This is a genomic window from Pseudarthrobacter sp. NPDC058329, assembly GCF_042879835.1.
Lineage (GTDB): Bacteria > Actinomycetota > Actinomycetes > Actinomycetales > Micrococcaceae > Arthrobacter.
The window spans coordinates 1-23,410 of sequence record NZ_JBHVZR010000005.1 but is presented as its reverse complement, the minus strand read 5'-3'; the positions used below and the strand labels follow the sequence as shown (position 1 = coordinate 23,410).

General features: G+C 62.1%; 19 protein-coding genes. 11 read left to right on the top strand and 8 right to left on the bottom strand.

Translation table 11 applies throughout. The features are described 5' to 3' along the window. Position 1: 1 nt before the first annotated feature. Positions 2 to 598: a tripartite tricarboxylate transporter TctB family protein gene (locus tag ACFVYC_RS08835; RefSeq protein ID WP_387549063.1), complete on the bottom strand. Its 597-nt coding sequence runs from the start codon at positions 596 to 598 to the stop codon at positions 2 to 4. Between the two features lie 153 nt (positions 599 to 751). Between ACFVYC_RS08835 and ACFVYC_RS08830 the strand changes: the two genes are divergently transcribed. Both ACFVYC_RS08830 and ACFVYC_RS08825 read left to right on the top strand, forming a co-directional pair. Next, complete coding sequence (locus tag ACFVYC_RS08830; RefSeq protein ID WP_387549061.1) at positions 752 to 1,594, top strand: MurR/RpiR family transcriptional regulator; 843 nt, start codon at positions 752 to 754, stop codon at positions 1,592 to 1,594. Beyond that, the gene (locus ACFVYC_RS08825) at positions 1,591 to 2,781 is read left to right on the top strand and encodes an MFS transporter (RefSeq protein WP_387549060.1); all 1,191 of its coding nucleotides are present in this window, start codon (positions 1,591 to 1,593) and stop codon (positions 2,779 to 2,781) included. Before ACFVYC_RS08830 ends, ACFVYC_RS08825 begins: the two co-directional genes overlap by 4 nt. A gap of 507 nt (positions 2,782 to 3,288) precedes the next feature. Here ACFVYC_RS08825 and ACFVYC_RS08820 read toward each other — a convergent pair. The 4 genes from ACFVYC_RS08820 to ACFVYC_RS08805 form a co-directional block, all read right to left on the bottom strand. After that, positions 3,289 to 4,110 carry an aspartate/glutamate racemase family protein gene (locus tag ACFVYC_RS08820; RefSeq protein ID WP_387549058.1) on the bottom strand — a complete coding sequence of 274 codons (822 nt, stop codon included), beginning with the start codon at positions 4,108 to 4,110 and terminating at the stop codon, positions 3,289 to 3,291. A 260-nt stretch (positions 4,111 to 4,370) separates the two neighbouring features. Further along, positions 4,371 to 5,948, bottom strand: a complete 1,578-nt coding sequence (locus ACFVYC_RS08815) for an NCS1 family nucleobase:cation symporter-1 (RefSeq protein ID WP_387549056.1) — start codon at positions 5,946 to 5,948, stop codon at positions 4,371 to 4,373. A gap of 136 nt (positions 5,949 to 6,084) precedes the next feature. Further along, positions 6,085 to 6,906 (bottom strand): MurR/RpiR family transcriptional regulator, encoded by an 822-nt coding sequence (locus tag ACFVYC_RS08810; protein ID WP_387549055.1) that lies wholly within the window; start codon positions 6,904 to 6,906, stop codon positions 6,085 to 6,087. A 583-nt stretch (positions 6,907 to 7,489) separates the two neighbouring features. Then, a complete protein-coding gene (locus tag ACFVYC_RS08805; RefSeq protein ID WP_387549053.1) occupies positions 7,490 to 8,404 on the bottom strand; it encodes an AraC family transcriptional regulator in 915 nt (304 codons plus the stop codon). 270 nt (positions 8,405 to 8,674) lie between these two features. Here ACFVYC_RS08805 and ACFVYC_RS08800 point away from each other — a divergent pair, with 270 nt between their 5' ends. The 9 genes from ACFVYC_RS08800 (at position 8,675) to xylB (ending at position 19,343) form a co-directional block, all read left to right on the top strand. Beyond that, the gene (locus tag ACFVYC_RS08800; RefSeq protein ID WP_387549052.1) at positions 8,675 to 10,027 is read left to right on the top strand and encodes an ABC transporter substrate-binding protein; all 1,353 of its coding nucleotides are present in this window, start codon (positions 8,675 to 8,677) and stop codon (positions 10,025 to 10,027) included. Positions 10,028 to 10,088: 61 nt separating this feature from the next. Then, positions 10,089 to 11,057, top strand: a complete 969-nt coding sequence (locus ACFVYC_RS08795; RefSeq protein WP_387549050.1) for a carbohydrate ABC transporter permease — start codon at positions 10,089 to 10,091, stop codon at positions 11,055 to 11,057. Further along, positions 11,054 to 12,007, top strand: coding sequence for a carbohydrate ABC transporter permease (locus tag ACFVYC_RS08790; protein ID WP_387549048.1), 954 nt, complete (start codon positions 11,054 to 11,056; stop codon positions 12,005 to 12,007). The genes ACFVYC_RS08795 and ACFVYC_RS08790 overlap by 4 nt, the downstream gene beginning before the upstream one ends. A gap of 41 nt (positions 12,008 to 12,048) precedes the next feature. Beyond that, the gene (locus tag ACFVYC_RS08785; RefSeq protein ID WP_387549046.1) at positions 12,049 to 13,107 is read left to right on the top strand and encodes an NAD(P)-dependent alcohol dehydrogenase; all 1,059 of its coding nucleotides are present in this window, start codon (positions 12,049 to 12,051) and stop codon (positions 13,105 to 13,107) included. A 46-nt stretch (positions 13,108 to 13,153) separates the two neighbouring features. Beyond that, entirely contained in the window at positions 13,154 to 14,143 is a 990-nt protein-coding gene (locus tag ACFVYC_RS08780) for a carbohydrate kinase (RefSeq protein WP_387549044.1), read from the top strand. 12 nt (positions 14,144 to 14,155) lie between these two features. Then, positions 14,156 to 15,634 carry a mannitol dehydrogenase family protein gene (locus ACFVYC_RS08775; protein ID WP_387549042.1) on the top strand — a complete coding sequence of 493 codons (1,479 nt, stop codon included), beginning with the start codon at positions 14,156 to 14,158 and terminating at the stop codon, positions 15,632 to 15,634. A gap of 97 nt (positions 15,635 to 15,731) precedes the next feature. Continuing rightward, positions 15,732 to 16,271: a hypothetical protein gene (locus tag ACFVYC_RS08770; protein WP_387549040.1), complete on the top strand. Its 540-nt coding sequence runs from the start codon at positions 15,732 to 15,734 to the stop codon at positions 16,269 to 16,271. Between the two features lie 81 nt (positions 16,272 to 16,352). Continuing rightward, positions 16,353 to 17,837: a pyruvate kinase gene (pyk, locus tag ACFVYC_RS08765; RefSeq protein WP_387549038.1), complete on the top strand. Its 1,485-nt coding sequence runs from the start codon at positions 16,353 to 16,355 to the stop codon at positions 17,835 to 17,837. 60 nt (positions 17,838 to 17,897) lie between these two features. Beyond that, positions 17,898 to 19,343 (top strand): xylulokinase, encoded by a 1,446-nt coding sequence (xylB, locus tag ACFVYC_RS08760; protein WP_387549036.1) that lies wholly within the window; start codon positions 17,898 to 17,900, stop codon positions 19,341 to 19,343. A gap of 237 nt (positions 19,344 to 19,580) precedes the next feature. On the opposite strand, the gene ACFVYC_RS08755 is transcribed toward xylB, so the two are convergent. The 3 genes from ACFVYC_RS08755 to ACFVYC_RS08745 form a co-directional block, all read right to left on the bottom strand. Then, a complete protein-coding gene (locus ACFVYC_RS08755; protein ID WP_387549034.1) occupies positions 19,581 to 19,862 on the bottom strand; it encodes an HPr family phosphocarrier protein in 282 nt (93 codons plus the stop codon). Positions 19,863 to 19,947: 85 nt separating this feature from the next. Beyond that, the gene (locus ACFVYC_RS08750) at positions 19,948 to 21,369 is read right to left on the bottom strand and encodes a glycoside hydrolase family 1 protein (protein WP_387549032.1); all 1,422 of its coding nucleotides are present in this window, start codon (positions 21,367 to 21,369) and stop codon (positions 19,948 to 19,950) included. Between the two features lie 44 nt (positions 21,370 to 21,413). After that, positions 21,414 to 23,300: a beta-glucoside-specific PTS transporter subunit IIABC gene (locus ACFVYC_RS08745; protein WP_387549030.1), complete on the bottom strand. Its 1,887-nt coding sequence runs from the start codon at positions 23,298 to 23,300 to the stop codon at positions 21,414 to 21,416. Positions 23,301 to 23,410: the final 110 nt, after the last annotated feature.

The following is a 23,410-nucleotide window of genomic DNA, read 5'->3' as shown; positions in this document are numbered from 1 at the left end:
GCTACAGCCCCAGTCCTGCGAGGAATTCGATGCTGGCCGTGGGCAGCGCTGTTCCCAGCCAAACCTCAAAGACCAGACGGGAGGCCAGCGCAGCACCCACCGCAACCACGGCCGCAACCCAGAGTTTCCGCTTGCTAACGAAGAACAGGATGGTTCCCAGCATCAGCGTCATCACGATGGTGTAGCCCAGGAGGGGGAGCAGCAAGGCGGCCAGGAGGATGGCGCCGGCGATGATTCCCAAGCGTGCCCAACCTTGCCGGTCCGGGAAATCCGGCGCATCGGGTTCGTCGCTGTTGTCATCGTCGAGCAGGGACACAAGGGCGGATTCCGCCTCGTGGTGGGGCGGCAACGACTCGACGGTGTCGCTGGTGACAGGTGCCGGGACGGAGGCGCGGCGTGCCGCCACCAGCTGGAGGGCCCACAGGACGCCGGCCAGCGCCATCAGCGCCCCGGCCACTGCAGGAAAGAACCCGGCCCCCACGCCGGAGGTGTTCGTCAGCCCGTAACCGGCGCCGACCATAGTCATGGCCAGCCCTCCGGCGACGGCCGCTGCGGCCACCGTCCATTCAAGCGCAACAGGTGCGTTGAGGGTTTGCATCTTCGTTGTCCGCCTCTCTGCGGCAAAGTGGAGAAAATTGGGAAGGCAGGATTGGTATTCAACCGTACTTGCAATCTTGCACAGGATTGCATGTCCATGAGAGAGTGTCAAGCATCACAGTTTTTCCAAGCGGGATCTCAAAGGAGAGCCAGAGTGAGTTTCAAAGCAGTAGTGGCCAGCAGCACGGTCCGGCTCAGCGCCTCCGAAGAGCGCGTTATGAACGTCCTCATGGGCGATGACATGTCCGGGATCCCTGCCGCAGAGGTCGCGGAGCGCGCCAACACGCATGAGTCCACAGTGGTTCGACTAGCAAAGAAGCTGGGCTATCGCGGCTACCCGGACCTGCGGAACGACCTGCGCACAGATGAGTCCAAGGCGGAGGACCAGCAGGTCAACATCATGCGCGCGGAGTCCGGCTATGACTTGTCCGCATTCGTGGCAGACGAAATTCGCGCGTTGAAGAGGTTGCCGCACTTTGTTTCCCAGGAAGACCTGGACGCCGCTGCCCGGACCCTTCACCAGTCCCGAACCGTCTATCTCTTCTCCCGCGACGACGAAAAACCCACCCGGGATCTGCTGGCCCGGCGGTTGCGCCGGCTGGGGCTCACAATCGTAACGCTGGGAACCACACCCAAGGACCTGGCTGAACGCTTCATCAGCTTCGACGAGACCAGCACCCTCATCGCCCTCGCTCTGCGCGAGGCACCCGGCCAGTTGCCCACCCTCGTGTCCGAGGCCGCCCGGCGCGGCGGCAAGAGCATCCTGATCTCAGATGTTCCGGGCTACCGCTTCCGCCCCAGCCCCGACCACCTCATTACTGCCCGCCGGGGCGATGACACTGAGTACCGGACACAGGTTATTCCCGTGGTGCTCGCGTACGCCCTGCAGTTGGCAATTTTCCACCTGGACCCGGCGCGATACAAAGCCGCCCGTGACGGCATTGATGACTTGACCAGGCTGCTCGGTGGTGCGGACGAAATTCCGCTTCGGGCGTGACCTTCCGGTGGCGGAGGGCGCTCAGTGCGCAGGCCGTCCTGGCCCAAGCCTCGTGGGTAGGAATCAGGCTCATCATCGGGTACCGGGCACTGTCCGAGGGCGCCGACCCCGTCTTCCTCGGCCTGCTCGCGTCCAGCTTCGCGCTGCCCGCGCTTTTGACTGCCCTGCCCGCCGGCAGGTTGGCGGACAGACTCGGTGGCACCGCTATGGCCTTCGCCGGGCTGCTGATTGCTGCGGCCGGAACCGCGACAATGCTCGCCGTCCGCGGACTACCCGTCCTGCTGGCTGCCAGCGCCCTCATCGGGCTGGGCCACCTGCTGGTGATGGTGGGCCAACAGGCCTTTGTGGCACACGTCAGCACCAGCGGTTCAACTGACAGCGCCTTCGGCACGCTGACCGCGGCCGCTTCCATCGGCCAGCTCATCGGCCCGCCCGCGGTAACCCTCGCCGCCTCCCTCGGCGTCCCGGCGGGGGAGCAGCCGGACACCACCCTCGGACTCCTGGTCTGCCTGGCGTTCAGCGCCCTGGCCACACCTGCCTACTTCTTCCTCCGCCGCACGGACGCAGGGCTCCGCAAGGGCCGACATAAAACGGCCGCTGAGCCCGTCCGCATCGCCGGCGTCCTCAAGGCCCCCGGACTCTGGCGCTCACTGGTTGTCAGCGGGGCCGTGTTGGTGACGGTGGACCTGATGTACGCGTTTGTCCCCGTCTGGGCCACACAACAGAACGTCAGTGCCGCCGTCGTCGGGATGCTCCTGGCCCTCCGCGCCGCCGTCTCCGTGGCGAGCAGGGTAGGCCTGACCCAGCTGATCGGGCGCTTCGGACGCAAGGCGATGCTGATTGTATCCATTGGCGCGGCCGTACTGTCACTGACGGCCCTGCCGCTGGTCGGTCCGTTTGGTGCGATCGCGGTGATGATCGGGCTCGGCATGGGACTCGGCATCCCGCAGCCGCTCACCATGGCCTGGGTGGTGTCGCTGACGGCCTCTTCGAGCCACGGCGCGGTCCTTGGCCTGCGGATGACGGTCAACCGGTTGGCTCAAATCACGCTGCCCATCGCCGTCGGCTCCTTTGCCGCCCCCTTGGGGGTGCTCGGGATATTCTGGGCCAATGCCGCGCTGTTGGTGGGAGCGATTGTGGTGGTCGCAGGTGCTGACGCTGGGCTAGCCTCACAGCCTGACGAATAAGCGAGCCGGTCAACTCTCACCATGTTGAACAAGCTGGGATGAGTCTGTTGAACCTGGCTGGCCAGTTCTGAGCCCCGGAATTCCGGGAGAAAAGGGCAGGGAACAGAGGTTACGCCCACACCCGTTGGCGGGACTCACGCGCCGATTCAGACCGCCGATTATGGACCTTCCGTCAACCTGCCTCGGACGGACAAAACATGTGTTTTGCTGATCACAGGGCCGGCACTGGGCGACTTTGATCCGTCCATGGCTGGGGTCAATCGGGGCGTTCTTCCCTGACCAAAACTCGCAGCACGAATTTCAACGCCAAGCACCGGTCATCAGGGCTTAGGCCCCCGTCGCTTCCCCACATAACCAAGGTGTGGGACAGCTGAGTGCTGCGGGGACCTCAAGCGATTGATTGGCCGAGGGCAGACAATTATCGTTGGCGCCCGTTGGACGATTCGTACTCCTGAATCTCAGTCCGTTGCTTCCTTGTTAGTACGTTACCGACGAGAGCGGGTGTCCCTATTGGGCCGGATACTTCCCTTGATTCCCTCGAGGTCGCACAAGGGGTGCTGCTGTTTTTCCCCGGCTAGGGTGAACCTGGAGGGATGCCGGCACCTCTGTGCTGTTCAGCGGCCAGCCTACGAGGGTCTTGGGCCGGGGCGCTGCGTAGGTCCGGACTTTGGATGTGGACAGCCGCATGCGGACCAGAGATTCGGCGATCGCCACAGCTGATGCCACTCCATCCACCACCGGCACACCCGCGCGCTGCCGAATCTGTTCATCCAGACCGGCCATTCCGCCGCACCCGAGCACAATCACCTCGGCCTTATCCTGGGTTACGGCAAGCATGGCTTGGTTGATGATGGCCTCCACTGCGCGTTCCGGTTCCTCCTCGAGTTCCAGGACGGCCATGCCGCTGGCCCGAACCGAGGCGCAGCGAGCGTCCAGGCCCGCCAGCTTGAGCCGGTCCTCGATGAGCGGGACGGTCCGGTCCAGGGTGGTGACCACCGAGTACTTGTGGCCCAGGAACATCGCGGTGCTGGCCGCCGCCTCGGTGATGTCCACCACCGGAACGTCCAGCAGTTCCTGCAGCCCCTCGCGTCCGTGCTCGCCATAACCGGCCTGGACGACGGCATCGAACGGCTCACGGTAGTGCGTCACCGCGTCCATCACGGCGATGGCGGCAAGGTAGCTCTCGAAGTTGCCTTCACAGGAGTCGGCACCAAATCGCGGCGTTATCCCCACAATTTCCGTTCCGGGGGCCGCAATGCTGCGTGCCTGCGCAGCAACTGAGTTGGTCATGGACTCGGTGGTGTTGACGTTCGCGACGAGAATGCGCATTGCGGTTCCTTGGTCATTGTTCGAGGGCAGTATGAGCGGGTGGCGCGTACTGCCCCCGAGCGGTTTTAGGGGTACGGCTTGACGGGTGCTGGTGACGGGCGATGGTCTCGCCCGCGGTGGTTTTCGAGCTGCCGTGCGCGGTCCGCCATAAAGAGGGTTCGTAGAGGAGTCAAATTCAACATGGCAGGCTGACGATAAACGCCTCCCGAAGAGACTTCAGGAGGCGTTTATCTATGCTTAGTCCCACTGCTGCCAGTTGGTTAGAGGGCTGCGGAAACAGCGCGGCCGTCACTGAGAGTGCCGTTAGCGGCAGCGTCACCGGACAGGTCAACCTTGATCATCGGTGCTTGGCGTTCCAATGCCCAGAAGATGACGTAACCCAGAGCGCAGCCCAGGAACCAGCTGTAGTTGCCGATCCATGTCGCATTTACCGTGGTGGTGCCAGTGTCCAGCAGGATCTTAGGAATCAGGACCGAGGCAATGGATATTGCCCCGCTGATCGCCACGGCTTTCACTGCGTTCGGGTTGTAGCCGTTGCGGAACCAGTACCTGCCTGTCGGCTTCATGGTGTACATATCATCGACCCACACCTTTTGCTTGCTGACGAGGTAGTACCCGGCGATGAGGATGCCGAACAGTGGGCCGATCAGTGCACCCAGGACCCCCAGCGTGTAGTGGATGGCGTCGTTGTTGGAGTACCAGTTCCAGGGCGTGAGGATCACGGACCCGACGGCGGCGATCATGCCGCCGGCCCGCCAGCTGATTTTCTGTGGGCTGACGTTGGAGAAATCGAAAGCCGGGGAAATGAAGTTGGCGACAATATTGATGCCTACGGTAGCGATGACGAACGTGAGGCCACCAAGCAGCACGGCAAACACTGTGTCGATTTCCTGGACAGTCTTAACCGGATCGGTGATGAGGCGTCCGAACACGGGGATGGTGGCTGATGCCGTGATGACGGTCAGCAGGGAAAAGAAAAGGAAGTTCACGGGAAGGCCCAGGAAATTGCCCTTTTTGACCGCTTTGTAGCTCTTGCCGTAACGGGCAAAATCTCCGAAATTCAGCATCGGGCCGGAGAAGTAGGACACCACCAGGGCGATGGCCGATATCATCACCGGGATAGAGGCTGCGAAGTCCAGTGGCTCACCACTGGAAAGGTTGAGGCTGATGTTGCCGATGCCGGCTTCGGAAACAAGGTAGATGGCCAGGATCAGCATCACGACGTAGACGGCGGGACCGGCGAAGTCGATGAACTTGCGGATGCTTTCCATGCCGTTCCAGAAGAGCGCAGCCTGTGCCACCCAGAGGATGCCGTAGCAAATCCATCCCAGGGCGGAAAGTCCTAGGAAACCGTTCTGTTCGACGTCGTACAGGGGCGCCATAGCGGGGAAGAATTTAAGGAAGACGATTACCAGGGCCTCGGAGGCCAGGAAGGTCTGGACGCCGTACCAGGCGACGGCGATCAGGCCACGGATGATTGCAGGGATGTTCGCACCCTTCACCCCAAAAACGGCCCGGTTGATGACTGGGTACGGGACGCCTGTGAGCTGGCTTGGCTTGGCTACAAGATTACAGAAAATGTTGACGATGATGATCCCGACCAGGAGCGCCACGAGAACCTGCCAGCTGGCAAGACCAAGGGCGAAGAGGCTGCCGGCCGTGACATAGCCGCCGATGCTGTGTACATCCGACATCCAGAACGCGAACAGGTTGTAACTGGTCCAGCGCTGGTTTTTCAGCGGAGCGAGGTCTTCATTGCTAAGTCGGGGATCATAGGTGGGATCGTCGGCTGAAACAGGAGTTTGCAGCTGTGGTGCGGCCGTTGCTGGTTCTGACATGAGTTCCTAAGGATGATCAGGGACAGCCGCCGGTCCGGCTGTTTCATAAGATCAATTAGATGGAACTGATGTTTCAAAGCTGTTTCGGCTGCAACACGTTCTCTTTACTTCTTACTCGCTGGATTTCGCTTTTAGCTCATCCTTCGATTTCGCCTAGAGAATCGAACATGCCGGAGACGTCCCTCACCCGATCGCGGCCTGCCCTTCCCAGCGAGTTGAGGACGCCGTTGGCGAGAACGCCGATTAGGCTCATGGCAGCGCCATAGCTGTCGAATGCATACGCGCCGTCGATGGGGCATTCAATCCAAATGCTTGCATCCGAAGCGAGACGCCGGGCGCTCGAGTCGCCAATGAGGACAGTGCTTGCACCGGTAGCTGACGCCGCTTGGAGGATTCCCCGGAAGCCCGCCGGACGGCGTCGGAAACCGAAGAGGACCACCACGTCATCCTTGCCCAGTCCGGCCAGCTCCTCACCAAGGCTTTGGCCGGGCTGGGGTGCCACATTAACCGAAGGACGGCATTGGAGCAGTTGCTGCCGAAGGTGGAGGGCCAGTGGAAAGCTATTGCGGAAGCCGAGCAGGAGGACTGTCGGGGCAACGGCAAGCGCGGTCGTGGTGGCAGCCAGCCGTTCCTCATCGAGGGATGCACCGAGCCGGCGGAGGTTGTCCTGTTCCTGGACGAGGTGGGCAGCCAGGCCAGAGTCGGAAAGTTGGGGCCCCAAGGGCATGCCGCTTGAACGGACTAAGCGCGCGTGCTCCTTAACCTCGTTAAAATCGGAAAAGCCCAGCCGCCGGAACAGCCGGCTCATAGTGGCCTTGGACACGCCGCTGAGGTGGGCGAGTTCCACAGCGTTATATACGGCAATGTCGCCCAGCCTGTCCAACAGGGTATCCGCCGCTTTCTGTTCCTGCGGGCTCAACTCGGCATAGTGCTGTTCTATCCGCTCATCAATCCTCACGAATTAACCGTCTCATGACCCACCGCTACCTTAGAATCACGAGGACCGAGGGTTGCCTTTGTCCCTGCGGGCAACTCCCCGCGTGTTCTTGTGTTCACTAGCTCTGATTTCCTAAATCCTCCGTCGCAGGATGAATTGAGGAGTGCCACGCCCCGCCCGTTAGCACGTATTTCACCTACGTGCAGTGCTGTTGGGTAGAAACCTCAGCAACGCCGTCCCCAGCCGGCGAGGACGACGACGATACAGTCCTCCCAGCAACTTCGATCAAGGCTGTCCATAGGCATTGCGCCGATTGCATCGAAAATGACCGGTGTGCGGCGAGTGCGCGGGGAGTGCCTGACTACATCGTGCGGGTCGGCGTCGTGGATGGCTACGAGTACTTACGTTCCAACAGAAAATGACGAAACTGCCCGGCATCAACCACACCTCTCGCATCCCATGATGAACTCCCCCGAGAGTATGGATCCGGCACCGGGCGGAAACTTCCAATACGGACTAGTTCAGTGAGCACTCGCGTCCGGCAAGCGCTCACAACTCGCTCGGCCCTCAATGAGCGCCTCTCCTGCCCGACAGACATGGATCTTTAGCTTTTGATGCGTTGGCGGTAATGCCGCGGGGTTTCTCCCATATCGTTCAGGAAGTGCCGGTTGAAGTTGGACAGGTTGGTGAAGCCGACTTCGTAGCAGATGTCCGAGATGGGCTTATCGCTGGTCTCCAGCAGGCGCCGGGCGTGGGCCAAACGCAGCTTGCGCACCAGGTCACTAAAGTTCTGGCCGGTGGCGCGTCGAAAGTACTTCGAAAAAGTGGCTTCTTGCATTCCGACCATCTCCGCGGCCTCGGATAGCTTGACGCTGCCTGCGTGGTTGCTGAACACGTACTCCAAGACGAGGTCCACCACCGCGGCAGCCCGCCCATCGAGCTGGGGTCTGAACCATTCCTCGGCCAGGTAGCGGCGATCTTCCTCGGGGGCCCGAGTCAGGACCCGGAACAGGGCGAAGAGGTGCTGCAGACGTTCCAGACCGGTGGAGATACCCATGGCCTCGATAGCTGTTGCCGCTTCCTGGGCCGAACGCCCTAAAAATTCGATGCCCCGCGCGGACTGCTCCAACAGCGGCTTCACCTCCGCCATCTCGGGAACCAGGGAAGCCGCCTGATCCACCCAACTTGCCTCGAACTGGATGACGGCGTCCCGGTTCTCCAGTACTTCGCCGGGCTCCAGGTCACTAACCCAGTCGTGCGGCAGACCCGACCCGACCAGGGAGACGTGGCCCGCCTCGAAGGTACCGATGTGGTCTCCCACGATGAACTTCCCCGTGCCCTTGCGGATGAGGTGAATCTCGTACTCCGGGTGGTAATTCCATCGCGCTACAGGGCTGGGATAGCTGTGCTGATGCCACCGGACGGAGTGGTTGGGGTCGGGCGGTATAACCTCCCTGTTGGCCCGAAGGCCCAAAAGCCTCTCGGCCAAGCGGGCCGTAGCTCCATCGGTGGCAGCCATCGTCTTCTCCGGTCAGTCAGGTCTTGGGAAATATGGGCAACGTTGTTACGCCCTTACTCAGACTAATGGCTGCCACCAGTCCATTGGGGTGTCAGATTTGTATCAGAAGTCGGAAACTACGGCGCTAGTGTGCCCTACGCCACCGGCCTAATCTTGAAAGACATCAGCGGGGCCCCAGCTCTCAGAGTCTGTGCCCGCTTCAGTTTCCTTTCCTGGCAAAGCAGCCGGCGAGGGTAACTGTGCACCCCATGAAGAACAAAGGAGTCCTTAATGCGCTCAAAAATGCGCGCTGCCTCGCTGGCCGCCGGTGCCCTGTGCATCGCCCTGTCCGCGTCGGCTTGTTCCGGCGCCGGCGGCGGCGGCGGCACTGCCGGTGACCAGAACAGCATCAATGTCCTGATGGTGAACAACCCCCAGATGGAGGACCTGCAGAAGCTCACCGCCGATAACTTCACCAAGGAAACCGGCATCGCGGTCAATTACACGATCCTGCCGGAGAACGACGTTCGCGCGAAGATCAGCCAAGAGTTTTCCAGCCAGGCGGGCCAGTACGACGTAGCTTCCCTGTCTAACTATGAGATCCCGTTCTACTCCGCCAATAAATGGCTGGCGCCGCTGGACAGCGTGGCGAACGACCCCGAGTTCAATCAGAACGACATCCTGCCCGCCTACACCGCCTCCCTCACCGGCGAGGATGGAAAGCTCTACGGCGAACCGTTCTACGGCGAGTCTTCCTTCCTGATGTACCGCAAGGACATCCTGGAGGCCAAGGGCTTGACGATGCCGGAGAAGCCCACCTGGGACCAGGTGGCTGAAATCGCAGCCCAGGCTGACGGCGCAGAGCCGGGCATGAAGGGCATCTGCCTTCGCGGACAGCCCGGTTGGGGCCAGGTCTTCGCCCCGCTGACCACCGTGGTCAACACCTTCGGCGGCACCTGGTTCGACAAGGACTGGAACGCCCAGGTCAACTCCCCGGAATTCGTCGAGGCAACGAAGTTCTATGTAGACCTGGTGAAGAAGCACGGTGAGGCCGGCGCCGCCCAGGCCGGGTTCACCGAGTGCTTGAACAACATGAGCCAGAGCAAGGTGGCCATGTGGTACGACGCCACCTCCGCAGCCGGTGCACTGGAAGCCGAAGGTTCACCGGTGAAGGGAAAGATTGGCTATGCCCAGGCTCCCGTGAAAGAAACGGATTCCTCCGGTTGGCTCTGGACCTGGTCCTGGGGCGTGCAAGCGGCGTCTAAGAAGCAGGATGCTGCGGGCAAGTTCATTGCCTGGGCCAGCTCGAAGAAGTATGAGGAACTGGTGGCCTCGAAGCTGGGTTGGGCCAAGGTTCCGTCCGGCAAGCGCATCTCCACCTACGAGAACGCCGAGTTCCAGAAGGCCGCACCGTTCTTTGAAGCTGAGCGCTCTGCCATTGAGAACGCGGACCCGAAGAACCCCGGCGTTCAGGAACGTCCTGTTGTGGGGATCCAGTTTGTCGGTATCCCTGAGTTCGCCGACCTTGGAACCACTGTTTCCCAGGGCGTAAGCTCCGCCATCGCCGGGCAGGGCTCTGTAGAGGACGCGCTGGCCAAGGGCCAGGAAGCGGCGCAAAAAATCGGCGACAAGTACAAGAAGTAACCACCCACCACTGGTTCTGTGGCCCGCCTGACGGCGGGCCACAGAACCGCAGGAGAACATCATGAGCACCGCAACAGCGCGCGCCGCCCATAAAGGACACAGCGCCCCTAAACCTTCCAAAGACGCCAGGGCCCGTGAACGCTCCACGGCGTGGGCACGGCGCGCGCCGCTGCTGCCGGCCCTGATCTTCCTCATCATCGTCACCCAGCTTCCTTTCGCTGCGACCCTGATCATTTCCTTCATGAACTGGAACAGCCTGCGCCCGGACCAGACGGGTTTCGCCGGCTTCAGTAACTACGTGGAGGTCCTCACCAACGCCGACCTGCGCCAGGCGATCTTCACCACCATCGTCCTGACCGTCTCTGTAGTCCTGGCCAGCCTGGTCATCGGATTGGTCCTGGCACTGCTGCTGGATAAGAAGTTCATTGGCCGCGGCCTGGCCCGGACCCTGTTGATCGCACCATTCCTGGTCGTGCCGGTGGCGGCGGCACTGGTGTGGAAGCACGCCCTGCTGAACCCGACATACGGGCTGATCAACGGAACCCTGACCTGGATCTGGTCCCTCTTCGGCAGTGACACTCCGCCCCAGCCGGACCTCCTCTCCCAAGCCCCACTGATGGCCGTCATCCTGTCCCTCGTCTGGCAGTGGACTCCGTTTATGATGCTCATCCTTCTTGCCGGCCTGCAGTCCCGGCCCATGGATACCGTGGAAGCGGCGCAGATGGACGGCGCCAGCCCGTGGGAGATATTCACCCACCTGACCCTGCCGCACCTTCGCCAGTACCTGGAACTCGGCGGCCTGCTCGGAGCCATCTACATCGTGCAGAACTTTGACGCCGTGTTCACCCTCACCTCCGGTGGCCTGGGCACCGCGAACCTGCCCTACTCGATCTACCAGACCTTCTACTTCGCCAACGAATACGGCCTGGCCTCAGCTACCGGCGTCGTGGTCGTCATCGGCACTATCATCGTGGCGACCTTCGCGCTGCGCACCGTTTTCTCGCTCTTCAAGAAGGAGGCAGCACGATGAGCACAACGACTCCTGCCGCACCCCGCAACACACCTCCCGGCCCTACCGCTTTGAACACCGGATCCCGACGCCGTGGCCTCGAGTGGTTCGGCTTTAAGATGTCCGGCCGGGGCAAGTCACGGATGGACCCGACCCGGAACAACACCGCCGCCGGTATCGCCGCGTGGCTGTTGGCCCTGCTGTTTGTTGCCCCGGTCCTGTGGATGGTCCTGACGTCCTTCCACGCCGAAACAGACGCCGCGACCAACCCGCCCTCGGTCTTCGCGCCCCTGACGCTGGACGCCTACGCACAGTTCTTCGGCGCCAGCTCCGGGGTGAGCCCCTGGCCGCCGTTGATTAACTCGGCCACCGCTTCGGTCCTGTCCACGGTCTTGGTGCTGGTCCTGGCCATCCCGGCCGCTTACGCGCTGTCGATCCGGCCGATCAAAAAGTGGACAGATGTCATGTTCTTCTTCCTGTCCACGAAAATGCTGCCCATCGTAGCCGCCGTCCTGCCGCTGTTCCTGTTCGCCAAGACCATCGGCGGCCTGGACAACATTTGGTTCCTGATCCTGATGTACACCTCGATGAACCTGCCCATCGCGGTCTGGATGATGCGCTCATTCCTCGCCGAAGTGCCGGTGGAGATGCTCGAAGCCTCCCAAATCGACGGAGCCGGTCTCCTGTTGACCCTCCGCGCTGTGGTTGCTCCCGTCGCGATGCCCGGTATCGCCGCCACCGCCCTCATATGCTTCATCTTCAGCTGGAACGAACTACTTCTGGCCCGGGTCCTGACCGGCGTCATGGCCGGCACCGCCCCAGTCTTTTTGACTGGCTTCGTCTCCAGCCAGGGCCTGTTCCTGGCGAAGGTGTGCGCAGCCGCCGTCGTGATCTCGCTGCCGGTGCTGTTCGCAGGGTTCGCCGCCCAAGACAAACTCGTCCAGGGCCTCTCGCTCGGCGCCGTGAAATAGCCCGCCGGTTCCCCATCAAAACTTTTTCGAGGATTCTTTCGATGACAACAACAACCACCCAGTCAGCTGCTACCGGTTCCGAACTGCCCGCCACCATGCGCGCCAGCATCCTGAAAAGCCAGGGCGACATGGCCATGGAAACCCTGCCCCTCCCGCAGCTCGACGCCGACCAGGTCCTCGTGCAGGTCGCAGCCGTCGGTGTCTGCGGCAGCGACGTTCACTACTACGAGCACGGCAGGATCGGCCCCTACGTGGTGGACCACCCGTTGATCCTGGGCCACGAACTCTCGGGCAGGATCGCCGCTGTCGGCAGCGCCATTGACCCGTCCCGTGTTGGCCAGCGCGTCGCCGTCGAACCACAGCGCCCCTGCCGCAAGTGCAAGCAGTGCAAGGCCGGACGGTACAACCTCTGCCCGGACATCGAGTTTTACGCCACCCCGCCGATCGACGGTGCCTTCGCCGAATACGTCACCATCCAGTCCGATTTCGCCTACGACATCCCGGACAGCGTCAGCGACGAGGCAGCCGCCCTCATTGAGCCGCTCTCCGTGGGTCTTTGGGCCTGCGAACGTGCCGAGATCCGCCCCGGGAGCCGGGTGCTGATCGCCGGGGCCGGACCCATCGGCATCATCGCCGCCCAGGCAGCCCGCGCCTTCGGCGCCACCGAAATCTACATCAGCGACATCGCTGAGGACCGCCTCGCGTTCGCCCTCGAACACGGCGCTACGCACGCGCTCAACGCCAGGACCGACAGTGTCGAAGGGCTCGACGTCGACGCGTTCATCGACGCGTCCGGCGCACCACAGGCGGTCCGGTCAGGGATCAAGGCCGTTGCCCCGGCCGGCAGGGTGATCCTGGTCGGGCTCGGCGCGGATGATGTCGAGCTGCCGGTTTCCTACATCCAAAACCGCGAGATCTGGCTTTCCGGAGTGTTCCGCTACACCAACACCTGGCCGCTGGCCATTCAGCTCATCGCTGACGGCAAAGTGGACCTGGACATCCTGGTCACCGGCAAGTTCGCCCTCACCGAATCCGAGGATGCGCTCAAGGCGGGCAAGCAGCCGGGCCAGCTAAAAGCTGTGGTGTACCCGGGCCGCTAGTCTCTGCCATTACCCGCGTTTAGCAATCACCTGCAAGGAAGCAGCCATGCCAGCACTACAATACGGTTCCGTGGCGGACCCCACAGCGGGCGCACTGGTCACCGTCATTGGCGAGTCACTCGTTGACATCATTGAAGACCCTCGCCAGGAAACCAAGCGTCAGGCACATCCGGGCGGCAGTCCCCTTAACGTCGCCGTCGGATGTGCGCGCCTGGACCTCGGAACCACGCTCGTCACGCATTTCGCTGACGACCCTTATGGGCAGCTAATCTCTGACCATCTGCGCAGCAACGGCGTTGGGGCCCTGGTGGGCGGTTCCCTCCCCACCTCAACCGCACTGGCGTTGTTGGATCCCGAGGGGGCGGCCCACTACGAATTTTCCATCAACTGGGACATCAACGGGGCGTCCATTCCTGCCCTGGCGGCGGTGGAGAGTTCGCGTCACGTCCACACCGGGTCCATTGCGACCGTTCTGGCGCCGGGCAACGTAGCGGTGCGCGGCTTGGTGGAGGCTGCCCGCACGCACTCCACGATTAGCTTTGACCCCAACTGCCGGCCAGGCATCAGCCGCGACGCCGCCGGGGACAGGCGCCAGGCAGAGGACTTTGTGGCCGCCAGCGATATCGTCAAGGCCAGTGACGAGGACTTGCGTTGGCTCTATCCGGACAGGACGGTGGAGGAGTCGATGGCAGCCTGGCTAGAGCTCGGACCTGCCCTGGTGGCGCTGACCCGCGGTGCGGACGGGCCGGTGATCCTGACCCGGCAAGGGCGTGTGGACATCCCGGGGGAGCAAGTCACCGTAGCGGACACGGTGGGGGCAGGTGACTCCTTCATGGCAGCGCTCATTTCCGGACTCGCGCAGCTGAACCTGCTTGGCGCTGCCGCCCGGCCGCGCCTGCAGGACCTGGGCCAGGAAGAACTGCACGCCCTTGCCACATACGCCAACCAGGCCGCCGCCATCACCTGCTCCCGGCCCGGCGCAAACCCACCCATCTCATCCGAGCTGGGTTCGTTATCCGGCACCCTCACCGCATAGGAAAGTTGACCCATGCCTGCCCTCGAGCCCCGTGTCCTCGCCGAACTGCCAGATTCCCTGGCGGTCCCGTCCTATGACCGGAAGTCCCTGACCGCGGGAATCGTCCACTTTGGCGTCGGCGGCTTTCATCGCGCGCACCAAGCCATGTACCTGGACCGGCTGATGAACACCGGGCAGGCCTACGACTGGGCTATCTGCGGCGTAGGGGTCCTGCCTGGCGACGCCCGGATGAAGCAGGTCATGGACAGCCAGGACTGCCTCTTCACCTTGGTGGTGAAGAACCCGGACGGAACCCGGGAAGGGCGGGTCATCGGCTCGATCATCGAGTACCTGTTCGCCCCCGATGACCCTGAGGCCGTCATTGAGAAGATGGCCTCCGACGCCGTCCGGATCGTTTCACTGACCGTCACTGAGGGCGGCTACAACTTCCACCACGTCACCGGGGAGTTCGACGCCGACAATCCTGATGTGGTTCACGACCTCGAACCGGGGGCCGCACCCCGAACATCCTTTGGCCTGATCACCGAAGCCCTGTCCCGTCGTCGTGCGCGCGGACTGGCTCCCTTCACTGTGATGTCGTGCGACAACATCCAGGGCAACGGTGACGTGGCCCGGAAGATGTTCACTGCATTCGCCACCCTCAAAGACCCAAGCCTCGGCTCGTGGGTCACCGAAAACGTCCCTTTTCCCAACTCCATGGTGGACCGGATCACGCCTGTGACCACCGACGCCGACCGCGCAACGATCGCCGAGGAGTTCGAGGTGGAGGATGCCTGGCCGGTGGTATGTGAGCCGTTCGAACAGTGGGTCCTGGAGGACAACTTCAGCCTCGGGCGCCCTCCCTTCGAGGATGCCGGGGTCCAGCTCGTCGAGGACGTTGAACCGTACGAGCTGATGAAGCTCCGTCTGCTCAACGCCAGTCACCAGGGCATGTGCTACTTCGGCTACCTGGCCGGCTACCGCTACGCCCACGAAGTCGCCCAAGACCCGCTCTTCGCGCAGTTCCTGCTCGACTACATGGACAAAGAAGCCACCCCAACCCTAGAACCGGCCCCGGGCATAGACCTGACCACTTACAAGCACACCCTGATCGAGCGGTTTTCCAACGAACACGTCCGTGACACTCTTGCCCGGCTCTGTGCCGAAAGCTCGGACCGCATCCCAAAGTGGCTGACGCCGGTCATCCGCATCAACCTCGAACGCGGCGGACAGATCCACCGCTCGGCCGCGATTGTCGCCAGCTGGGCACGCTACGCCGAAGGTGTCGACGAGCAGGGAAACGCGGTTGACGTCGTTGACCGTCTCAGGGACAAATTGATGACCGCCGCAGCGCGGCAGCGTGAAGAACCGCTTGCCTTCATCTCTGACCGGGACCTTTTTGGTGACCTCGTCGACGACGAACGCTTCGTGCGCGCATTCAGGACGGCCTTGGATGACCTCCACGCCGTCGGCGCCAGGGCTGCATTGACATCGTTGGTGTCAGGCCCCTGATAGAGGTCCTGCAGCCGGGAATGGAGCGACATCCGCTTATGTGCGATCGATTCTTGCCGTCCTGCGGCAGGGGCCGCTGAAGAGGTAGGGAGTCCCTATGCGCGCAACGGTTACGGGCATGCTGCCGTGGGCTTTGGCTGCCGGAGTCATCTTTGGTCTTCCCTGCTGCTTGGTGTTGCAGTTGGAAATCCATCCGGGCACAGCGTACCTAGACCACCTGCCCGGTACCTTCGCGATACTCGCCGGGGGGTTCCTTTTGATCATTCGGCCAGCACCGGAATCGGAACAGATCAACTCTTTGCCGGATGCACATGTTGACGTTTTCAGATACGCCGTTCACTCCGGGGTGCTCCCGATTGCGAGTCTTTTCAGCGACTGGAACGACGAGCTGGTCCGGATACGTAAGGTGCTGACACTGACCCTCCGCAGCTTGCCTACGGCAACGGGGGCAGTTTTGGTCATCGAGGTTTACGGCATCTTCACCTACTCCGAGGTCCAAGTCTTCTTTCTCGTAAGTGCCTTGGCCTCCACGGCGTTCAGCTTGTTCGCGTTCTCACGCTCGACTATTGCCCTCATGAATATCAACCTCATTGAGGGACGCCTCCGGGTTCAACAACACCTCCTTAGAGCCGATTGATTTGCACCACACAGGGCAGCTTCAGTTGTCCGCCTGATATGGAACAGACCCGATGAGCTCAACTAACAGATAAGGCTAGGTATGAGAAGCGCTAAAATTGTGGCTACGTTTGGCCCGGCAATTGCCAGCTACGAAAACACCCTCGCGGTGCTGGAGGCCGGTGTTGACGTCGCCCGCATGAACATGAGCCACGGTGACTACACGGTGCATGACAACACCTATGAGAACGTCCGGAAGGCAGCAGAAGAGCTGGCCAAGCCGGTGGCCATCATGGCTGACCTGCAGGGGCCCAAGATCCGCCTGGGCAGGTTCGTTGACGGCCCGCACGCCTTGGCTGTTGGTGACACGTTCAGCATTACCACGGAGGACGTTCCGGGCACCAAGGACATCTGTTCCACCACGCTGAAGAGCCTCACCGAGGATGTCAACGTGGGTGATGCCCTGCTGATCGACGACGGTAAGGTGGCGCTGCGTGCCACGGCTGTGGACGACGTCAAGGTCGTTGCTGAGGTTACAGCTGGCGGCATGGTGTCCAACAACAAGGGCATCAACCTTCCCGGTGTTGCTGTCAACGTTCCCGCGCTGAGTGAAAAGGACGAGGACGACCTCCGCTGGGCCATGCGCCGCGGTGTTGACCTGGTGGCCCTCTCGTTCGTGCGTGACGCTACCGACATCGCCCGCGTGCACGAGATCATGGACGAAGAAGGCCGCCGCGTGCCGGTCATCGCCAAGATCGAAAAGCCGCAGGCTGTTGAGCAGCTCTCCGAGATCATCGACGCCTTCGACGCCATCATGGTGGCCCGTGGCGACCTTGGCGTGGAGCTTCCGCTGGAGGAAGTGCCGATCGTCCAGAAGCGTGCCATCGAGCTGGCCCGCCGCTGGGCCAAGCCGGTCATCGTGGCAACCCAGGTCCTGGAATCCATGATCGACAACCCGCGCCCCACCCGGGCCGAAGCCTCAGACTGCGCGAACGCCGTGCTGGACGGCGCGGATGCTGTTATGCTCTCCGGCGAGACCAGCGTGGGCAAGTACCCGATCGAGACGGTCAAGGTCATGGCCCGGATCATCGAGTCCACTGAGGTCCACGGCCTCGAGCGTGTTCCCCCGCTGGGCACCAAGCCCAAGACCCGCGGCGGCGCCATCACCCGTGCCGCCGTCGAAATCGCCGACCAGCTGGACGCCAAGTACATCTGTGCTTTCACCCAGTCCGGCGACTCCGCGCGCCGCCTCTCGCGCCTGCGCCCCATCAAGCCGGTCTTCGCGTTCACTCCGGTGGAGCAGGTCTGGAACCAGCTGGCGCTGACCTGGGGCATCCAGCCGGTGCTGGTCCAGATGGTGGACCACACTGACGAGATGACAGCACAGGTCGACCGCAGCCTCCTGGAGATGGGCCTCGTGGACGACGGCGACCTGGTGGTCATTGCCGCCGGTTCCCCTCCCGGAAAGGCCGGTTCCACCAACTCCCTGAAGGTGCACAAGGTGGGCGACCTCGCCGATTCCACGCGTGTTGGCGAAGCGGCCAGCAACAAGGAAAAGCTCGGCCCGTGGCCGGAGAAGAAGAATTGAACCTCCGGCTGATTGAGTTACGGCTTCAATCGAGTCAGCAGACGCGGAAAGAAGTGCACTATGCCGCTAGTTGCGGGAATCGACAGCTCCACCCAGTCCTGTAAGGTGCTGGTCAAAGACGCGATAACGGGCAGGCTGGTCAGGCACGGGAAGGCGTCCCACCCCTCAGGCTCCGAAATCCATCCAGAGCACTGGTGGAGTGCCTTCCAGGAAGCGACTGCGGCCGCCGGGGGACTGGACGATGTCGCAGCCGTCTCCATCGCCGGGCAGCAGCACGGCATGGTTTGTCTGGACTCTTCCGGCGATGTTGTCCGCCCCGCCCTGCTGTGGGATGACACCCGCACCGCCAACGATGCCCGCGAGCTCATCCTTGAGGCCGGGGACGGCGATTTCGAAGCTGGGGCACACCACTGGGCACGAACAACGGGAACCGTCCCGGTCGCGTCGCTTACAGCGACAAAGCTGCGTTGGCTCGCCCGGCATGAACCCGAGAACGCGCGGCGCGTCGCTGCCGTCTGTCTGCCCCACGACTGGTTGTCGTGGCGACTGGCAGGTTACGGCCCCGGATCAGGCCCACGCTCGCTGGAAAAGCTTTACACCGACCGCTCGGACGCTTCCGGTACGGGTTATTTTTCTGCATCCCGTGGGGCTTATCTGGCGGATGTTCTTGAGCGCACACTCGGCCATGTTCCATCGTTGCCGACTGTCCTAGCACCACTGGAGTTCATGGGTGAAACACCTGCCGGTACCCTAATCGGCCCAGGGGCGGGCGATAACGCAGCAGCCGCGTTGGGGGTCAACGCAGCCGTTGGTGATGTCGTAATCTCTCTGGGAACTTCAGGGACAGTGTTCGCCGTCTCAGAGGTACAGGCGGCAGATGCTTCTGGCCTCGTTGCGGGCTTTGCCGATGCTACAGGAAAGTACCTTCCCCTGGTTTGCACGCTGAATGCCACGACGGTTTTCGACGTCACAGCCCAGCTCCTAGGCACCGACTTGCCCGGCCTTGGTGAGCTGGCCCTGTCAGCACCTGCCGGCTCCCACGGCCTTACCCTGATTCCCTACTTTGAGGGGGAGCGAACACCGAACCTGCCGGACGCCACAGCGTCCCTTCACGGAATGACATTAGGCAATTACACCCCCGCCAATCTTGCACGGGCGTCAATCGAGGCGATTATTTGCTCTTTGGCTGACGGCCTCGCGGCTTTGGAAGCACAGGGAGTGACAGCCCGAAAGATCATCCTCGTCGGCGGAGGTGCTAAATCGCCGGCCGTCCAGCAGATTACTGCCGATGTCCTCGGTTTATCCGTGATCGTACCCGCGCTGAGCGAATACGTCGCCGATGGTGCCGCGCGGCAAGCCGCAGCCGTTCTTCGCCGCCAATTCATCGAGTGGCCGCTGGACGCCAAGCAGGTGATGCTATCGACGTGCGGGACTGTCCAGACACCTTCCAATGTGCTCGCGCGGTACCGCGAGCAGACGAAAGCATCATACCCATCGCTCCGATAAACAGTGCCGACTGAGGGTCTGTGAACTGCCGCCATCATTATCGCATCACGCCAAAAACCGCCGACTCGCCACGAAGGGGAGTTATCGCAGCTACTTCCACTCCTGTGCCTTCAAACACCAATACCCGGCCTAATGTCTTCATTCGACGGGCGTAGGTTCTTGGGGACAACGCTTTCGTCGGCGTGGAAAGTGCCTAGCCCGGGCCCGCCCGCAGGAGCGGGCCCGGTTGGTGGAGGGTCAGTGGGCGCCGTGGTCGGTTTCGAGCAGCTGGGCCAGTTGGTTTAGCGCTACCTCTGCACCTTGGCCTTCTGAGCGGAGTACGACCTTGTCGCCGTGGCTGGCGCCCAAGCTCATCAGGGAGAGGATAGAGCTGGCGTCGCGGGCATCTTCTTCTGGTTCGCCCTCGGCAGCGATGGTAATTTCCAGGGTGTCGTACTTGGCAGCGGCCTCGGCAAATGTGGCTGCCGGCCTGGCGTGCAGTCCGACAGGGGAGGCGATGGTGGCGATGCGTTCGATCATAGCTTTTTGGTGTCCTTACAGTGTTGATAGGTGTTGGATGAGGTTACGAAGTATCGGCAAGTGGGAGCCGATGATCGGTTAGGCGCTATTGCAGCATCGCTCCGTTTGTGGCTATGACGGTGCGGTACCAATCGAACGACTTCTTCGGGTAGCGCTCCAGCGTTCCAGTGCCGTCGTCATTTCGGTCTACGTAGATAAATCCGTAGCGCTTACTCATTTGCGCCGTTGAGGCGCTGACCAAGTCGATGCATCCCCAAGTCGTATAGCCCAGCACATTCACACCGTCGGCAACCGCCTCGCGGGCCTGGACCAGGTGGTCGTTGATGTAGTCAATCCGGTAGTCATCCAGCACTGTCTTGGTGCCGTTGGCCTCGACCAGCCTGTCCATCGCCCCGATCCCGTTCTCTACGATGAACAGCGGTTTCTGCCACCGCTCCCAATAGTCGTTGAGCACTACGCGCAGTCCCTGCGGATCGATCTGCCAGCCCCACTCCGAGGCTTCCAGCGTGGGGTTGGGGACGCCGCCCAGCAGGTTTCCTTTCCCTTTGAGCTTCTTGGACGGGTCCGCGGTCTCGCAGGTGCTCATGTAGTAGCTGAAGGAGACAAAGTCCACAGTGTTCTCCAGGTCTTCACGGTCCTGGGCAGTGATGTCCAGTGTGATGCCGTTTTCCCGGAAGTGCCGCAGCAGGTAGCCGGGGTACTTGCCGCGGCAGTGGATGTCCCCGAAGGCGTAGCTGGCGTGGGCGCTGTGCATCGCGGCCACGACGTCGGAGGGGTCCGGAGTGAGCGGGTACACCGGCATTGCAATGATCATGCATCCGACCTGCGCGTGGGGCATGACCTCGTGGGCCAGGCGTGTGGCCCGGGCGGAGGCCACCAGTTCGTGGTGGATGGCTTGGTAAAGATCCTGTTGGCTCAGTTCATCCTTTGGGGTGGGGATGCCCCCTGACATGAACGGGAAGTGCAGCACCGAATTGATCTCGTTAAACGTCAGCCAGTACCTTACTCTTGCGCCGTAGCGCTCGAACAGGGTGCGACAATAGCGTTCGTAATAGCCGATGAGTTTCCTTGACGTCCAGCCGTTGTAGGCCCGGGCCAAATGCAGCGGCGTCTCGTAGTGGCTGATCGTTACAAGCGGCTCGATACCGTGGCGCTCCAGCTCATCAAGGACGCGGTCGTAGAAGGCCAGTCCGTCCTCGTTGGGAATTTCCTCGTCGCCCTGGGGGAATATCCGGCTCCAGGCGATGGAGAAGCGGAAGACTTTGAAGCCCATTTCCGCGAACAAGGCGATGTCCTCGGCGTACCGGTGGTAAAAATCGATGCCGACCTGTTTGAGGTTGTCCTCGGTGGGGCTTTCAGTGGGAGACGTCTGCAGGCCGTCGGGCATAACGTCTTGAATGGACAGGCCCTTGCCGTCCTTGTCAAAGGCTCCTTCGATCTGGTTGGCGGCGATGGCGCCGCCCCACAGGAAACCCTGGGGGAAGGTCGCGGGGAAAGTGGTAGTCAAATGGTGCTCCGTCGTTCGTTTGTGCTCAATCTGGGGAATTGCTCTTAGACCTGCACGGTAATAGCCGGCTGACCCTGGGTCAGTGTCCCCTGGTCGACCGGGGTTACGCCCTTGAGCTGAGCAGCGTTGGTGACGACCACCAGGGTGGTGGAGTTGTAGCCGGCTGCGGCTACGACGTCCAGGTCGACGACGGCGAGCAAGTCCCCAGCTCGTACGTGGTCGCCGTGTGTAACCGCGGGGCTGAAACCGCGGCCCTCGAGCTGGACGGTGTTGATGCCGATGTGGACGAGCACTTCGACCCCCTCGGGGGACTTGATGCCGTAGGCATGCCCGGACTTCATCGCCGCCTTGATGGTTCCGGAGATTGGAGCGTAAACGTGGCCTTCCGCGGGAACAATTCCTAGTCCCTGACCGATTGCACCGGAAGCGAAGACCTTGTCCGGCACGCTCGCTAGTGCCACGGCCCGGCCGTTGACCGGGGCGAGAACCTCAACAGTGTCGACGACCTCGCTGACCGGGAAGGTGCCATCGGGCACCTGGGCGTCATCTGTTGGGGCGGTTGTCGAGGCAGGCTCGGTCTCTTTGAATCCAAAGAGGAAGGTGAGGGTGAAGGCGATGACGATAGCGGCTCCCGTACCAATCAGCAACAGGGGGAAGCTGCCCACCGATGAGAAGGCCGGCAGGGCCAGCATGGAAGGGAAAACGAAGGAGGAGGGAGCGCTACCGCCGGCGGCAACGACGGCACCGCCTACGGTGCCGCCTGCTATGCCGAAGTAGAAGGGCTTTTTCAATGGCAGGTTCACCCCGTAGATTGCCGGCTCAGTTATGCCGGCCAGGAACCCGGACAGGGCGGCCGGGCCGGCGACCTCACGGCGTGCGGCGTTGCGGGTACGGAAAACCACGGCCAAAGTGGCGGCGGCCTGAGCGAGCACGGCGGGAAGCAGCGGCCCCTGGATCAGGGAAAAACCTTGGGTGGCGTGCTCATTCACTATCAGTGGCAGGAAGCCCCAGTGCAGACCGAACAGGGCAAACACCTGCCAGAACCCGCCCATAATTGCACCAGCGAGCCACGGGGCGAAGCCGAAGGCGGCGCCGATGGCTGCAGAGATGCCCTGGGCGGCATAAGTGGTGACAGGGCCCACCGTCATGAGGATGAGCGGGACCATGATAAGGATGGTCAGCAGAGGCACACTGAAGTTGCGCACTGCAGCGGGGAGCATCCTGTTGAGAAAACGCTCCAAATATCCCTGCAGCCACACCGCTACAACGATCGGAATCACCGAGCTCGCATAGCTCATCATCACCACTGGCAAGCCCGCGAACGATACCAGGGCTCCTGCGGAGGCCAGTTCCACGATGGAGGGGTAGACCAGGGCACCGGCGATGGCCATAGAGGTGAATTGGTTGGTCTTGAACCGTCTCGCCGCGGTGACCGCCAGGAACAAAGGCAGGAAGTAAAACAGGGCGTCTCCCGCGGCGGCGAGAATCGTGTAGGTCTCGGACTCCGCGTTCAGCCAGTTAAACTGCGTGGCCATGCTAAGGAATGCTTTGAGCAGACCCGAAGCTGCCAGCGGCCAGATGATCGGCTGGAAAATCGAGGACACCAGGTCGATAAAGCGGTTGAAGATGTTCCCTGTCGCTGCCTCAACATTTTCGCCGGGTGCGTTTTCATCTGTCACTTTGCTGATCTTGCCCAGTTCCGCGTAGACGGAGGGGACGTTGTCACCGATGACGACCTGGTATTGGCCGCCGGCCTGCATCACGGTAATTACCCCTGGCAGCTTCTCGATAGCGGCCTTATTGGCCTTGGACTCATCCCGCAGCTTCAGACGCAAGCGGGTGGCGCAGTGGGTTGCGGTGGTGATGTTGTCCTCGCCTCCGACCTCGTGCAAAATGTCTTCGGCCAACGACCGGTAATTCACGGCAGCCATGACGGCCCTCTCTGTAGTTAGGTGAGTTTGATGACGGATTTGATCATGTCGGCTGGCTTGTTGCGTGCGGTTTCAAGGCAGCCTGCGATGGAGTCCCAGCCCTCGTAGCG